13 protein-coding genes are annotated in these 13,315 nt (G+C 59.5%); 10 read left to right on the forward strand and 3 right to left on the reverse strand.

From position 1 onward, the window contains the following. Window positions 1–217: 217 nt before the first annotated feature. Window positions 218–985, forward strand: a complete 768-nt coding sequence (locus tag C9422_RS12835; protein ID WP_007973145.1) for a GntR family transcriptional regulator — start codon at window positions 218–220, stop codon at window positions 983–985. A 152-nt stretch (window positions 986–1,137) separates the two neighbouring features. Here the strand turns inward: C9422_RS12835 and smpB are convergent, their stop codons facing one another. Then, complete coding sequence (smpB, locus tag C9422_RS12840) at window positions 1,138–1,620, reverse strand: SsrA-binding protein SmpB (RefSeq protein WP_007973144.1); 483 nt, start codon at window positions 1,618–1,620, stop codon at window positions 1,138–1,140. 118 nt (window positions 1,621–1,738) lie between these two features. On the opposite strand from smpB, the gene C9422_RS12845 reads away from it, so the two are divergent. The 3 genes from C9422_RS12845 to C9422_RS12855 are packed head-to-tail and all read left to right on the forward strand — an operon-like array spanning window position 1,739 to window position 3,891. Continuing rightward, complete coding sequence (locus C9422_RS12845; RefSeq protein ID WP_007973143.1) at window positions 1,739–3,142, forward strand: sodium-dependent transporter; 1,404 nt, start codon at window positions 1,739–1,741, stop codon at window positions 3,140–3,142. Between the two features lie 7 nt (window positions 3,143–3,149). Further along, on the forward strand, window positions 3,150–3,584 hold the full coding sequence (locus C9422_RS12850; protein WP_116580920.1) for a type II toxin-antitoxin system RatA family toxin: 435 nt from the start codon (window positions 3,150–3,152) through the stop codon (window positions 3,582–3,584). After that, window positions 3,577–3,891: an RnfH family protein gene (locus tag C9422_RS12855; protein WP_116580921.1), complete on the forward strand. Its 315-nt coding sequence runs from the start codon at window positions 3,577–3,579 to the stop codon at window positions 3,889–3,891. Before C9422_RS12850 ends, C9422_RS12855 begins: the two co-directional genes overlap by 8 nt. Window positions 3,892–3,952: 61 nt before the next feature. On the opposite strand, the gene C9422_RS12860 is transcribed toward C9422_RS12855, so the two are convergent. Further along, window positions 3,953–4,480 (reverse strand): outer membrane protein assembly factor BamE, encoded by a 528-nt coding sequence (locus C9422_RS12860; RefSeq protein ID WP_007973139.1) that lies wholly within the window; start codon window positions 4,478–4,480, stop codon window positions 3,953–3,955. A 97-nt stretch (window positions 4,481–4,577) separates the two neighbouring features. Between C9422_RS12860 and fur the strand changes: the two genes are divergently transcribed. Continuing rightward, window positions 4,578–4,982 carry a ferric iron uptake transcriptional regulator gene (gene fur, locus C9422_RS12865; protein ID WP_003197684.1) on the forward strand — a complete coding sequence of 135 codons (405 nt, stop codon included), beginning with the start codon at window positions 4,578–4,580 and terminating at the stop codon, window positions 4,980–4,982. Window positions 4,983–5,163: 181 nt separating this feature from the next. Here fur and recN read toward each other — a convergent pair whose 3' ends face one another. Then, on the reverse strand, window positions 5,164–6,837 hold the full coding sequence (recN, locus tag C9422_RS12870; RefSeq protein ID WP_116580922.1) for a DNA repair protein RecN: 1,674 nt from the start codon (window positions 6,835–6,837) through the stop codon (window positions 5,164–5,166). 240 nt (window positions 6,838–7,077) lie between these two features. Here recN and grpE point away from each other — a divergent pair, with 240 nt between their 5' ends. The 5 genes from grpE to carA all read left to right on the forward strand — a co-directional run bounded on the left by grpE (window position 7,078) and on the right by carA (window position 13,294). Next, window positions 7,078–7,644: a nucleotide exchange factor GrpE gene (gene grpE, locus C9422_RS12875; RefSeq protein WP_007973134.1), complete on the forward strand. Its 567-nt coding sequence runs from the start codon at window positions 7,078–7,080 to the stop codon at window positions 7,642–7,644. 102 nt (window positions 7,645–7,746) lie between these two features. Continuing rightward, window positions 7,747–9,663 carry a molecular chaperone DnaK gene (gene dnaK, locus C9422_RS12880; RefSeq protein WP_007973133.1) on the forward strand — a complete coding sequence of 639 codons (1,917 nt, stop codon included), beginning with the start codon at window positions 7,747–7,749 and terminating at the stop codon, window positions 9,661–9,663. Between the two features lie 296 nt (window positions 9,664–9,959). After that, the gene (gene dnaJ / locus C9422_RS12885; protein WP_007973132.1) at window positions 9,960–11,084 is read left to right on the forward strand and encodes a molecular chaperone DnaJ; all 1,125 of its coding nucleotides are present in this window, start codon (window positions 9,960–9,962) and stop codon (window positions 11,082–11,084) included. Window positions 11,085–11,094: 10 nt separating this feature from the next. Continuing rightward, on the forward strand, window positions 11,095–11,898 hold the full coding sequence (gene dapB, locus C9422_RS12890; protein ID WP_007973131.1) for a 4-hydroxy-tetrahydrodipicolinate reductase: 804 nt from the start codon (window positions 11,095–11,097) through the stop codon (window positions 11,896–11,898). Between the two features lie 259 nt (window positions 11,899–12,157). After that, window positions 12,158–13,294 (forward strand): glutamine-hydrolyzing carbamoyl-phosphate synthase small subunit, encoded by a 1,137-nt coding sequence (gene carA, locus C9422_RS12895; protein ID WP_095965946.1) that lies wholly within the window; start codon window positions 12,158–12,160, stop codon window positions 13,292–13,294. The last annotated feature ends 21 nt before the right edge of the window (window positions 13,295–13,315 follow it).

Here is a 13,315-nt window from a genome sequence, read left to right on the forward strand (position 1 = left end):
TCTTGGATAATTGGTAAGACCAATTTACAATCGCTGTTGGCTAGGGTAAAAGCCTTGTGGGCGGTGTGTCAATTTGCCGCCCTAAAACTTTTGTCGAATGCAAAGTGCGCAGGTCGTCCGTCTGGTATGACCAAATGCGTTGTGGCAGGTGCTGGCGCGGCGCCGATAGGCCAGAATAGAGCCCCGGCGAGTCGTCGGATCGTGGAGAAATCGAGTTATGGGGTTTGATCAGATTCGTCAGCGCCGTTTGTCTGACGATATTGTCGAGCAGCTTGAGGGCATGATCCTCGAGGGCACACTGAAGGCCGGAGAGCGCTTGCCGGCCGAGCGCGCGTTGGCCGAACAATTTGGCGTGTCCCGCCCTTCGTTGCGTGAAGCCATTCAGAAGCTGACCGCCAAGGGGTTGCTGGTCAGTCGCCAGGGCGGCGGCAACTATGTGGTGGAATCACTGGGTACCACCTTCAGTGATCCCTTGTTGCAGCTGCTGGAAAGCAACCCTGAGGCGCAGCGCGACCTGCTCGAGTTTCGCCATACGCTGGAAGCGTCCTGCGCCTACTACGCGGCGTTGCGCGCCACTGATGTGGATCGCGAGCGGCTGACCGCGGCATTCAACAAGTTGCAGGACTGCTATTCGCGCCACGAAGAGGTGAGCCGTGCCGAAGAGGGGGCCGCGGACGCAAGCTTTCACCTGGCGATCGCCGAGGCCAGCCACAATGCCGTGCTGCTGCATACCATTCGCGGGCTGTTCGACTTGCTCAAGCGCAACGTGGTGACCAACATCGGCGGCATGTACAAGCAGCGCACTGAAACCCGCGACATGCTGATCACGCAGCATCGGGAGTTGTACCAGGCGATTATCGAAGGGCGGGCGGAGCAGGCGCGGGAAGTTTCCAGCCGGCACATTCTGTATGTGCAGGAGGTGCTCGAAGAAGTGCGTCAGGAAGTGCAGCGTGTGGCCCGGGCGGAGCGGCGCAAGGGGATGTGATGTGGAGGGGGGGCGTGGCGAGGGAGCTTGCTCCCGTTCGGCTGCGCAGCAGTCGTCAGCAGTTTAAGTGATGGACGCCGTCAAGCGAGGGGCGCTTCGCACCCCAGCGGGAGCAAGCTCCCTCGCCACAATGCAGCAATCCGGCAGAAAAATCAGTCTTCCTTGCCCTTGTTGCGCACCGCACGCTGCAACTCGCGACCCGCGTCGCGTTCGCGCTCGGTATCGCGCTTGTCGTATTCCTTCTTGCCCTTGCCCAAGGCGATCTCGCACTTGACCATGTGCTTGCTCCAGTACCAGGACAGGCACACGCAGGCGTAACCCTTTTGCTGCACCGCAGCGGACAGCTTGTCCAGCTCGCGACGGTTGAGCAGCAGCTTGCGGCTGCGCACCGGGTCGGCGATGACGTGGGTGCTGGCGGTCGTCAGGGGCGTAATGTGACTGCCGAGCAGCCAGGCTTCGCCATCCTTGAGCAGGACATAACTGTCAACCAGTTGCAGCTTGCTTGCCCGCAGACTTTTTACTTCCCAGCCGGCCAGGACCAGACCAGCCTCGAACTTGTGCTCGATGAAGTAATCGTGTCGCGCCTTTTTATTTTGCGCGATGGTCCCTGTTGGGTGTTTCTTCTGTTTAGCCATAGGGGCGGCATTATAGGGAGTTACAACAGAGTCGGCTACGGGGTTGCTACGTGCTTGAGCAGGTTGATTGAATCCCGGACAATGCGGCCTCTTTTTTGAACGCTTGGGCGTGATAACGATGTCGACAGACAAGGTTTCTGTCCACGGCAGTTGGGCTAGCCGCTGGGTCTTCATACTCGCCGCGACCGGTTCGGCCGTGGGGCTGGGTAGTATCTGGAAATTCCCGTACATGGTCGGTGTCTATGGCGGCGGTGCCTTCGTGCTGATGTTCCTGGCCTGCATCGCGCTGATTGGCGTGCCGGTCATGCTGGCCGAAACGCTGATCGGTCGGCGTGCACGACAGAGCCCGGCCAATGCCTTGAAGGCGCTGGCGGTCGAGGCGGGGCACTCGGGCAAATGGTCCTGGGGCGCATTTGCCGGAATGATCACGGCGTTACTGATCCTGTCGTTCTACAGTGTGGTGGGCGGCTGGTCGCTGGATTACATCATCGACATGGGGCGTGGCGATTTTCAGGGTGTGACGGCGGATCAGGTGGGGGCTTACTTCGGCAATGTCATTGCCGACCCCTGGCGCCTGACACTTTGGCACACGATTTTCATGCTGCTGTCGGCGGTGGTGATCGCAAAGGGTGTGGTCGCCGGGCTTGAGCGCAGTCTGCGCATCATGATGCCGTTGTTGTTCGTGATGGTCCTCGTGCTGCTGGGCTACAGCATGACCACCGGTCATTTCATGGAGGGCGTGCATTTCATGTTCGACTTCCACCCCGAAAAGGTCCTGGACGGCTTGTTGCCCGCGATGGGGCATGCGTTCTTTTCCCTGAGCGTGGGCGTCGGCTCGATCATGATCTATGGCGCCTACATGCCGAAGAGCTCGTCGATATCGGGGACTGTCGTTGGTGTGGCGCTGCTCGACACCTTCGTTTCCCTGGTGGCCGGCCTGGCATTGTTTCCGATTGTTTTCGCGGCGGGCCTGAACCCGAGCGAAGGGCCGGGACTGATGTTCGTCAGCCTGCCGTTTGCCTTCGGCAACGTGGCGTTCGGGCAGTTGATGGGGGTGGTGTTCTTCGTTCTGGTGGCGGTTGCTGCCTGGAGTTCGGCGATTTCTCTGCTTGAACCGATGGTGGCCTATCTGGTGGAGCGCACTAAAGTGAGTCGTGCCTGGGTCACCTTCTGGCTGGCTTTCAGCTGCTGGTTCGTCGGCCTGGGCACGGTGTTCTCCTTCAATATCTGGAAGGAGGCCAAGTTCTTCGTGAACGAAGGCGGGATGTTCCACCTCTACCAGTGGGGAGCAACCGGTGGTCTCGACTTCTTTGGCGTGATCGATTTCTTCACCTCGCGACTCATGTTGCCGCTTGGCGGTTTGTGTTTCGTGGTGTTTGCGGGCTGGATCATGGGGCGTGAAGCGGTGCGCGACGAGTTGTCGATCCGCAACCCTGCGCTGTTTGGTCTGTCCTTGTTCTTGATGCGCTATGTGGCGCCCATCGGCATCCTCGTAGTGTTTGCCGCCCAGCTGTGGAAGTGACGCTGACATGACGACACATATTTCACGTTCGGCCTTGCTGCCGTACCCGGCACAAGCGCTGTATGACCTGGTCAACGACGTGGCGCGCTACCCGGAGTTTCTGCCGTGGTGCTCGTCGGCCGAAGTCCTGGAGAGCTCATCCGAGCATATGCGGGCGAGCGTTGGGGTGGCCAAGGGCGGCCTCAGCCAGCATTTCGTCACGCGCAACACCCTGGTTCCCGGGCAGTCGATCGAAATGAACCTCGAAGAGGGTCCTTTCACCCAATTGCATGGCATCTGGGTATTCAAGGCGCTGACTGACAAAGCCTGCAAGATCAGCCTCGATCTGTCGTTCGATTATGCCGGGCCACTGGTTCGTGCCACCTTGGGGCCGCTGTTCAATCAGGCGGCCAACACTCTGGTGGATGCGTTCTGCCAGCGTGCCAAGCAGATACATGGTTGAGGTCATGATTGAAATCGAGGTGGTCTACGCGGCCGTGGACCGTCAGGTGCTGCTGACGCTGACGGTGCCGGTCGGGACGAGCGTGCGGGCAGCCTTGCTTGGGTCCGCCCTGGCTGGGGAGTTTCCGGAGCTGGATCTGGCCAATTGTCCCGTAGGGATCTTCGGCAAGGTTGTAGCCGATCCAGAGCGTCGGCCTGTTCAGGCAGGAGATCGTATCGAGGTCTACCGACCCCTGTTGGCCGACCCGAAAGAGGTACGCCGACTGCGCGCGGCAAAAGCGGCCGAGGCCAAAGTGCGGAATCAGTGAGTGGCTTGAACGCCAGACAATAAAAAGCCCGGACATGCCGGGCTTTTTATTGCGTCGCAAATTATTGCGGCGAGGTGTCCAGAGGTTGCGGTGTCGGGACCGGAACGGTTTCTACGCCGTCGACGTCCTTCTGGATCTGGTCCAGCAACGAACCTGGCTTGACCGGCTTTTCCGGTTTTGGCTTCTCGACGTTTTCTGCCGGGGCAGCCACTGTCGTGCCGCTGTCCTTGCCGAGAATGGCTTCGTCACGGCTCACGCCTGGCATGAAATCACCGGAGAGGCTGACAAGCTGATCATTTGGGTTGAAGATAACGCTGATGCGTTCCTGTTGGCGTTCACCGCCACCCGGCTGCAGGCTGTACAGATAATCCCAGCGATCGGCATGGAACGTGTCAGTCAGCAGAGGGTTGCCCATGATAAACCGTACTTGCTTGCGGGTCATTCCCGGGCGTAACTGGTCTATCATGTCCTGCGTGACGACATTGCCCTGCTGGATGTCGATTTTGTAAACCCCGGGGAATGAACAACCGGCGAGTGCGAGCAGTCCCACAAAGGTGAAACTGGTTAGCAAGAGCTTGGTGTTTTGCATCGGTGGGCGACTTCCACTATCTTGGCTGGGACAACGTAAACGCCGATCATACCCGCATTAAGAGAAGCTGCGAAGCAGCATCGCGAGAAAGCTGACCATGGTTGAAAATAGCGAACTACGCAAAGCCGGCCTCAAAGTGACCCTGCCACGGGTCAAAATTCTGCAAATGCTCGACTCCGCCGAGCAACGCCACATGAGTGCCGAGGATGTCTACAAGGCCCTTATGGAGGCTGGTGAGGACGTCGGTCTGGCCACGGTTTACCGTGTTCTGACCCAGTTCGAGGCAGCTGGCCTTGTGGTGCGGCACAACTTCGATGGAGGCCATGCGGTCTTCGAACTGGACGACGGGAAGCATCACGACCATATGGTCAACGTCGAAACCAGCGAAGTGATCGAATTCTTCGACGAAGAAATCGAGCGGCTTCAGAAAGCAATCGTCGACAAGTATGGCTTCGAGATGGTTGATCACAATCTGGTGCTGTACGTGCGCAAGAAAAAGTAAGCATGTCGCGCGAACATCCGTTCGCGAAACGAGCGAAGGCGACCCCAGGGTCGCCTTCGTGCTTTCTGCGGTGCACAAGGTTTCTGTAGGAGCTGCCGCAGGCTGCGATCTTTTGATCTGTGCTTTTAGAAAGGGCAAAGTCAAAAGATCGCAGCCTGCGGCAGCTCCTACAGGGGGCGCTTCAGATTTTTGCGGTGACGACCATTTTCTTGGCGTGCGCCAGGGATTCCTTGGTCAGGTCTATGCCGCCCAGCATTCGCGCGACTTCTTCGACGCGCTCGTTTTTGCTCAGTTTGGAAACCGCCGTGCGGGTGGCATCTTCGCCGCGCACTTTATGCACAAATAAATGCTGATGACCTTGCGCTGCCACTTGCGGCAGGTGGGTCACGGTCAGCACCTGCCCACGCTCGCCGAGCCTGCGCAGTAACTGGCCGACGATTTCTGCGGTCGGGCCGCCAATGCCGACGTCGACTTCGTCGAACACCAGGGTCGGTACACGGGAGGTCTGTGCGGTGATCACCTGAATCGCCAGGCTGATCCGCGACAGTTCGCCGCCGGATGCCACTTTCGCCAGGGCCTTCAGCGGCTGGCCGGGGTTGGCGCTGACCAGCAGTTCTACCTGTTCGAGCCCGTTTGGCAGCAGTTCGTTGCCGCTGTTCGGGCGCAGTTCAATGGTGAAGCGGCCACCGGGCATGCCCAGTCGCTGGATCTCCTGCTCCACGGCGCTGGCCAGGCTGTTCGAAGCTTGATGCCTTAGATCGCTCAGCTCCCGGGCCTTTTCCTGATAGTGCCGGGCATAGGACGACAGCTCATCGCTCAGGCGCTCGATGGATTCGTCGTTGGCGTTCAGGGTCTCGATTTCATCCAGCAGTTTCTGCTGCATCTCGGCCACTTCAGTCGGCTGGATGCGGTGTTTGCGCGCCAGGGTGTAGATCGCATCGAGGCGTTCTTCCAGGTATTGAAGGCGCGATGGATCGGCATCGAAATTGTCGAGGAAGCGGTTCAGTTCGCCCACGGCCTCTTCAACCTGGATCTGTGCGCTGGTCAGCAAACTGCTGGCTTCGCCCAGGGCGCCGATCGAGCTGTTCACGCTCGACAGGCGGTTGAGGCTGGCGGTGAGGGCATTGAGTACATTTCCGGAATCACTTTCGCTGCATTGTTCGACGACTTGCCGGCAAATGCCCAGCAGGGTTTCGGCGTTCGTCAGGTTCTTGTGCTCCTGTTCCAGCTGCTCAAGCTCATTGTCACCGAGGCCAAGGTTTTCCAGCTCTTCGAGTTGATAGCTGAGCAATTGATGACGTGCACGTTGCTCGTCGCCGGAGTTGGAGAGCCGCTCCAGTTCCTGGCGGGTCTGGCGCCAGCGTTGGGCGGCGAGTTGAACCTGGCGGGCCAGATCCGTCGCGCCGGCATATTCATCGAGCAGGCGACGGTGGGTGTCGGTCTTGAGCAGGGATTGGTGTTCGTGCTGGCTGTGAATGTCGATCAGTAGCTCGCCCAGCGCCTTGAGATCGCCAAGCGGGCAGGGCGTGCCGTTGATGTAGCCACGCGAACGACCTTCGGATGTGATCACTCGGCGCAGGATACACGGGCCGTCGTTTTCGAGGTCGCGTTCGGCCAGCCAGGCGCTGGCTTCCGGAATGTCGGCCAGATCGAAGGTGGCCAGGATATCGGCCTTGTCGGCGCCCGGGCGGACCACGCCGCTGTCGGCACGATCGCCCAGGGTCAGGCCCAGCGCGTCGAGCATGATCGACTTGCCCGCGCCGGTTTCCCCGGTGATCACGCTCATCCCGCGATCGAGTTCGAGATCGAGATGTTCAACGATGGCGTAGTTGTGTACGGACAGGTGCACCAGCATATGGGCCGCTCCCAGGTGTTAGGTCTGGTTATTTATACAGTGTTTTGTTTCTGGCTGACAATGCCCCTCGTTAGCTCGATTCGATCGGTCCGACCAATCCCTTATCGCGAGCCGGCATGACAATGCGATTGTTTTTTGTAGGGTTAATCATCGGCGCCCCTTGAAGCCGGATTTTGCGGCCCCATATAGCTGGGCAGAAGCGCGAGTTGAGCTCGCGGACGATATTGAAAGGAGAAATCTATGGCTGACGAACAGACAGTGGATACGCAAAACCCAGACGCCAACCAGGCGCCCGAGGCTTCGGGTGAAGACCTGGCGGCTCGTGTACAAGTGCTCGAAGAGCAACTGGCAGGTGCTCAGGATCAGGCTTTGCGTGTAGCCGCCGATCTGCAGAACGTCCGCCGTCGCGCCGAGCAGGATGTGGAGAAGGCTCACAAGTTCGCGCTGGAAAAATTCGCCGGCGACCTGCTGCCGATCGTCGACAGTCTGGAACGCGGCCTGGAGCTGTCCAGCCCGGACGACGAAAGCATCCGTCCGATGCGCGAAGGCATCGAACTGACCCTGAAAATGTTCCACGACACCCTCAAGCGTTATCAGCTTGAAGCGATCGACCCGCATGGCGAACCGTTCAACGCCGTTCACCATCAGGCGATGGCCATGCAGGAAAGCGCCGATGTCGAGCCGAACAGCGTTCTGAAGGTGTTCCAGAAGGGCTATCAGCTCAATGGACGCCTGCTGCGCCCGGCGATGGTCGTGGTCAGCAAGGCGCCTGCGCCGGTTTCGCCTTCGATTGACGAGCAGGCTTGAAATCCGCCGCAAGGCCCCCATTTATAAGTCAAGCGTTTAAGTGCTACCGCAGTTAGCCACCACTGCTGCGGCAACCAAATCCAAAGTTTCGGGAGAGTGAACATGGGCAAAATTATCGGTATCGACCTGGGGACTACCAACTCCTGCGTCTCCGTGCTGGAAAACGGCAAGGCCAAAGTTATTGAAAACGCTGAAGGCGCGCGCACCACGCCGTCGATCATCGCTTATGCCAACGATGGCGAAATCCTGGTTGGCCAGTCGGCCAAGCGTCAGGCTGTGACCAATCCGCACAACACCCTGTATGCGGTGAAGCGTCTGATCGGTCGTCGTTTCGACGAAGAAGTCGTGCAGAAAGACATCCAGATGGTCCCTTACAAGATCGTCAAGGCTGACAACAGCGACGCCTGGGTTGAAGTGAACGGCCAGAAAATGGCGCCGCCACAAATCTCGGCTGAAATCCTGAAGAAAATGAAGAAGACCGCCGAAGACTACCTCGGCGAGACCGTGACTGAAGCGGTGATCACCGTTCCGGCCTACTTCAACGACAGCCAGCGTCAGGCGACCAAAGACGCCGGCCGCATCGCCGGTCTGGACGTAAAACGTATCATCAACGAACCGACCGCTGCTGCTCTGGCTTACGGTATGGACAAGGCCAAGGGCGATCACACCGTGATCGTTTATGACCTGGGCGGTGGTACTTTCGACGTTTCCGTGATCGAGATCGCTGAAGTCGATGGCGAGCACCAGTTCGAAGTACTGGCCACCAACGGTGACACGTTCCTGGGCGGTGAAGACTTTGACATTCGTCTGATCGACTACCTCGTCGACGAATTCAAGAAAGAAAGCGGCATGAACCTCAAGGGTGATCCGCTGGCCATGCAGCGCCTGAAAGAAGCCGCTGAAAAAGCCAAGATCGAACTGTCCTCGAGCCAGTCGACCGACGTGAACCTGCCGTACATCACTGCAGACGCCACCGGTCCTAAGCACCTGAACGTGAAGATCTCCCGCGCCAAGCTCGAAGCATTGGTGGAAGACCTGGTTCAGCGCACCATCGAGCCTTGCCGCATCGCAATGAAAGATGCCGGTATCGATGTTGGCGCGATCAACGACGTGATCCTGGTGGGCGGTCAGACCCGTATGCCACTGGTTCAGAAGCTGGTCACCGAGTTCTTCGGTAAAGAAGCGCGTAAAGACGTCAACCCGGACGAAGCGGTTGCCATGGGTGCTGCCATCCAGGGCGCGGTACTGGCCGGCGACGTGAAAGACGTTCTGCTGCTCGACGTCAGCCCGCTGACCCTGGGTATCGAAACCATGGGTGGCGTGATGACCGCGCTGATCGAGAAAAACACCACGATTCCTACCAAGAAATCGCAAGTGTTCTCGACCGCCGACGACAACCAGGGCGCCGTGACCATTCACGTGCTGCAGGGCGAGCGTAAGCAAGCTGCTCAGAACAAGTCCCTGGGCAAGTTCGACCTGGCCGACATTCCACCGGCTCCACGTGGTGTGCCGCAGATCGAAGTGACCTTCGATATCGACGCCAACGGCATCCTGCACGTCGGTGCGAAGGACAAGGCTACCGGCAAGACTCAGTCGATCGTGATCAAGGCCAACTCCGGTCTGTCCGACGAGGAAATCGAGCGCATGGTGCGTGATGCCGAGGCTAACGCCGAGGAAGACCGCAAGTTCGAAGAGCTGGCCGCTGCCCGTAACCAGGGCGACGCACTGGTTCACTCGACGCGCAAAATGGTGACCGATGCCGGCGATAAAGTGACTGCCGAAGAGAAGACTGCAATCGAAGCTGCTGTAGTAGCCCTGGAAGCCGCCGTCAAAGGCGACGACAAGGCCGCTATCGACGCCAAGGTTGAAGAGCTGTCGAAAGTCTCCGCTCCAGTGGCGCAGAAGATGTACGCCGAACAGGCTCAGCCTGCTGAAGGCGCTGCACCGCAGGGCGAATCGGCTGAGAAGGCTGACGACGTTGTCGATGCCGAGTTCGAAGAAGTCAAAGACCACAAGTAAGTTGTTGGTCGGCCGGTTGACTGCCTTTAGGCGGTGACTGGTAGGATGTCGCCGCGCGGGAGCTTGCTCCCGCGTTGGCGTATCTGGAATACGCGAATTTTTACAGCATGCGACAGCGTTCGCGTGCTGGCGGTATGGCCGGAAATGCTCCTGCTTTTCGAGCTGAAAGTACCGCATCGAATCAAAGACCAGGATCGTTGAATTGACGTGAGTTGGGTCCGGGCCTGTATTGGGGCTCAACGAGTTCGGCAGACTCAGGAGGGTTTTGCCGGACGTCCTCAAGAGTGCAAAGACTTATGGCAAAGCGTGACTATTACGAAGTGTTGGGTGTTGAGCGTGGCTCAAGCGAAGCGGACCTGAAAAAGGCTTACCGTCGCCTGGCGATGAAGCACCACCCGGACCGTAATCCCGATGACAAAGCGTCGGAAGAGATGTTCAAGGAGGCCAACGAGGCCTACGAGGTGCTGTCGGATTCCAGCAAGCGTGCGGCGTACGACCAGTACGGCCATGCCGGTGTCGATCCGAGCATGGGCGGCGGCGGTGCCGGTTTCGGTGGCCAGAACTTCTCCGACATCTTTGGCGATGTCTTCAGTGACTTCTTCGGTGGAGGTCGCGGCGGTTCCCGTGGCGGCGCTCAGCGCGGCAGTGACTTGCGCTACACCCTGGAACTGGACCTGGAAGAAGCGGTTCGCGGCACGACCGTGAATATCCGCGTTCCGACGCTGGTCAATTGCAAGCCGTGCGATGGCTCCGGTGCCAAGAAAGGTTCTTCGCCGGTGACTTGCCCGACCTGCGGCGGTATCGGCCAGGTGCGCATGCAGCAAGGCTTCTTCTCGGTACAGCAGACCTGCCCGCGCTGCCATGGCCAGGGCAAGATCATTTCCGATCCGTGCGATTCCTGCCACGGCGAAGGTCGCGTCGAAGAGTACAAGACCCTGTCGGTGAAAGTGCCGGCCGGCGTCGATACCGGTGACCGCATTCGTCTGTCCGGCGAAGGCGAGGCGGGAGCCCAGGGTGGCCCGACCGGCGACCTGTACGTGGTGATCAACGTGCGCGAGCACTCGATCTTCCAGCGTGATGGCAAGCACCTGTTCTGCGAAGTGCCGATCAGCTTCGTCGATGCGGCGCTGGGTGGCGAGCTGGAGATTCCGACCCTTGATGGCCGGGTCAAGTTGAAGATCCCCGAGGGTACCCAGACCGGCAAGCAGTTCCGTGTGCGTGGCAAGGGTGTCGCGCCTGTGCGTGGCGGTGGTGCGGGCGACTTGATGTGCCGTGTGGCGGTCGAGACGCCGGTCAACCTGAGCCGTCGCCAGCGCGAAATGCTCGAGGAATTCCGCAGTTCGCTGGCGGACGACAACAGCCATTCGCCGAAAACCACTGGTTGGTTCGAAGGCGTGAAACGCTTCTTCGGCGATTTGTAAGGAGACAGGCATGCGACGTATTGCAGTGATGGGCGCCGCCGGGCGCATGGGCAAGACCCTGATTGAAGCAGTGCAGCAGGCGCCAGGCGCCGGGTTGACGGCGGCAGTGGATCGTCCTGACAGCACGCTGGTCGGTGCGGATGCCGGTGAGCTGGCGGCTATCGGTCGCATCGGCGTGCCGCTGTCCGGCGATCTGGATCGGGTGGTGGACGAGTTCGACGTGCTGATCGACTTTACGCACCCGACGGTGACCCTGAAGAACCTGGCTTTCTGCCGTAAACACGGCAAGGCCATGATCATCGGGACCACGGGCTTCAGTGTTGAAGAAAAGCAGTTGCTGGCGGAAGCGGGCAAGGACATTCCGATTGTCTTCGCGGCCAACTTCAGTGTCGGGGTCAACCTGTGCCTGAAGCTGCTCGACACGGCCGCTCGCGTATTGGGCGATGATGTCGATATCGAAATCACCGAGGCTCACCATCGGCATAAAGTCGACGCGCCGTCCGGCACTGCCGTGCGCATGGGTGAGGTGATTGCCGATGCGTTGGGCCGTGACCTGAAGAAAGTGGCGGTGTATGGCCGTGAAGGCCAGACCGGTGCGCGTGATCGTGAAACCATCGGTTTCGCCACTGTGCGTGCCGGCGACATCGTCGGTGATCACACCGTGCTGTTCGCCGCCGACGGCGAGCGTGTCGAGATCACCCACAAGGCGTCCAGTCGCATGACCTTCGCCAAGGGTGCGGTACGTGCTGCATTGTGGCTGGACGGGCGCGAGCCTGGCCTTTACGACATGCAAGACGTGCTCGATCTGCGTTAAGATGCACCCGAAATCGGGCTCGCGCACCGCGTTTGAGCCCGGTTTTGTTCCGCCAAGCGACGTCCTGTCGCATTCTCCAGCCTTTAAGGCTCATTGGCGGTAGACCAAAAAGGCCTTTTTCTGTAAGCTACAGCTTTAGTGTGTCCACTAAAAGCGCGCAGAATAATTCAGTGAAGAAGCGGGGTGACGTGTCCATACGTCACTCCGCTTTTTTACAACCTGCGATCGCCCTTTCAGGCTTTATTTACGGGAGGTCTTCTTGACTAAGCCAGCCATACTCGCCCTTGCTGATGGCAGCATTTTTCGCGGCGAAGCCATTGGAGCCGACGGTCAGACCGTTGGTGAGGTGGTGTTCAACACCGCAATGACCGGCTATCAGGAAATCCTTACCGATCCTTCCTACGCCCAACAGATCGTTACCCTGACTTATCCGCACATCGGCAACACCGGCACCACGCCGGAAGACGCCGAGTCCAACCGCGTCTGGTCCGCTGGCCTGGTCATCCGTGACCTGCCTCTGGTGGCGAGCAACTGGCGTAACACGATGTCCCTGTCCGACTACCTGAAGGCCAACAATGTTGTGGCCATCGCCGGTATCGACACCCGCCGCCTGACGCGCATCCTGCGTGAAAAAGGCGCGCAGAACGGCTGCATCATGGCCGGTGACAACATTTCCGAAGAAGCCGCCATCGCCGCCGCCCAGGGTTTTCCTGGCCTGAAAGGCATGGATCTGGCGAAGGTTGTCAGCACCAAGGACAGCTACGAGTGGCGTTCGACTGTCTGGGACCTGAAAACCGACAGCCACGCGACCATCGAAGCCTCCGAGCTGCCGTACCACGTGGTTGCCTACGACTACGGCGTCAAGGTGAACATCCTGCGCATGCTGGTCGAGCGCGGTTGCCGCGTGACCGTAGTGCCTGCCCAGACGCCAGCTGCCGATGTGCTGGCGCTGAAGCCGGACGGCGTGTTCCTGTCCAACGGCCCTGGTGATCCGGAGCCATGCGACTACGCGATCCAGGCGATCAAGGACGTGCTGGAAACCGAGATCCCGGTCTTCGGTATCTGCCTCGGTCACCAACTGCTGGCCCTGGCCTCCGGTGCCAAGACCCTGAAAATGGGTCACGGCCACCACGGTGCCAACCACCCGGTCCAGGACCTGGACACCGGTGTGGTGATGATCACCAGCCAGAACCACGGTTTTGCCGTGGACGAAGCCACCCTGCCGGCCAACGTTCGTGCGATCCACAAATCGCTGTTCGACGGCACCCTGCAAGGGATCGAGCGTACCGACAAGAGCGCCTTCAGCTTCCAGGGTCACCCGGAAGCCAGCCCTGGCCCGAACGACGTAGCGCCATTGTTCGATCGCTTCATCAACGAGATGGCCAAGCGACGCTGATCGCTCGCCTTGATGTAGCAA

The organism is Pseudomonas sp. B1(2018) (genome assembly GCF_003097365.1).
GTDB classification, from domain to species: Bacteria; Pseudomonadota; Gammaproteobacteria; order Pseudomonadales; family Pseudomonadaceae; genus Aquipseudomonas; species Aquipseudomonas laurylsulfatiphila.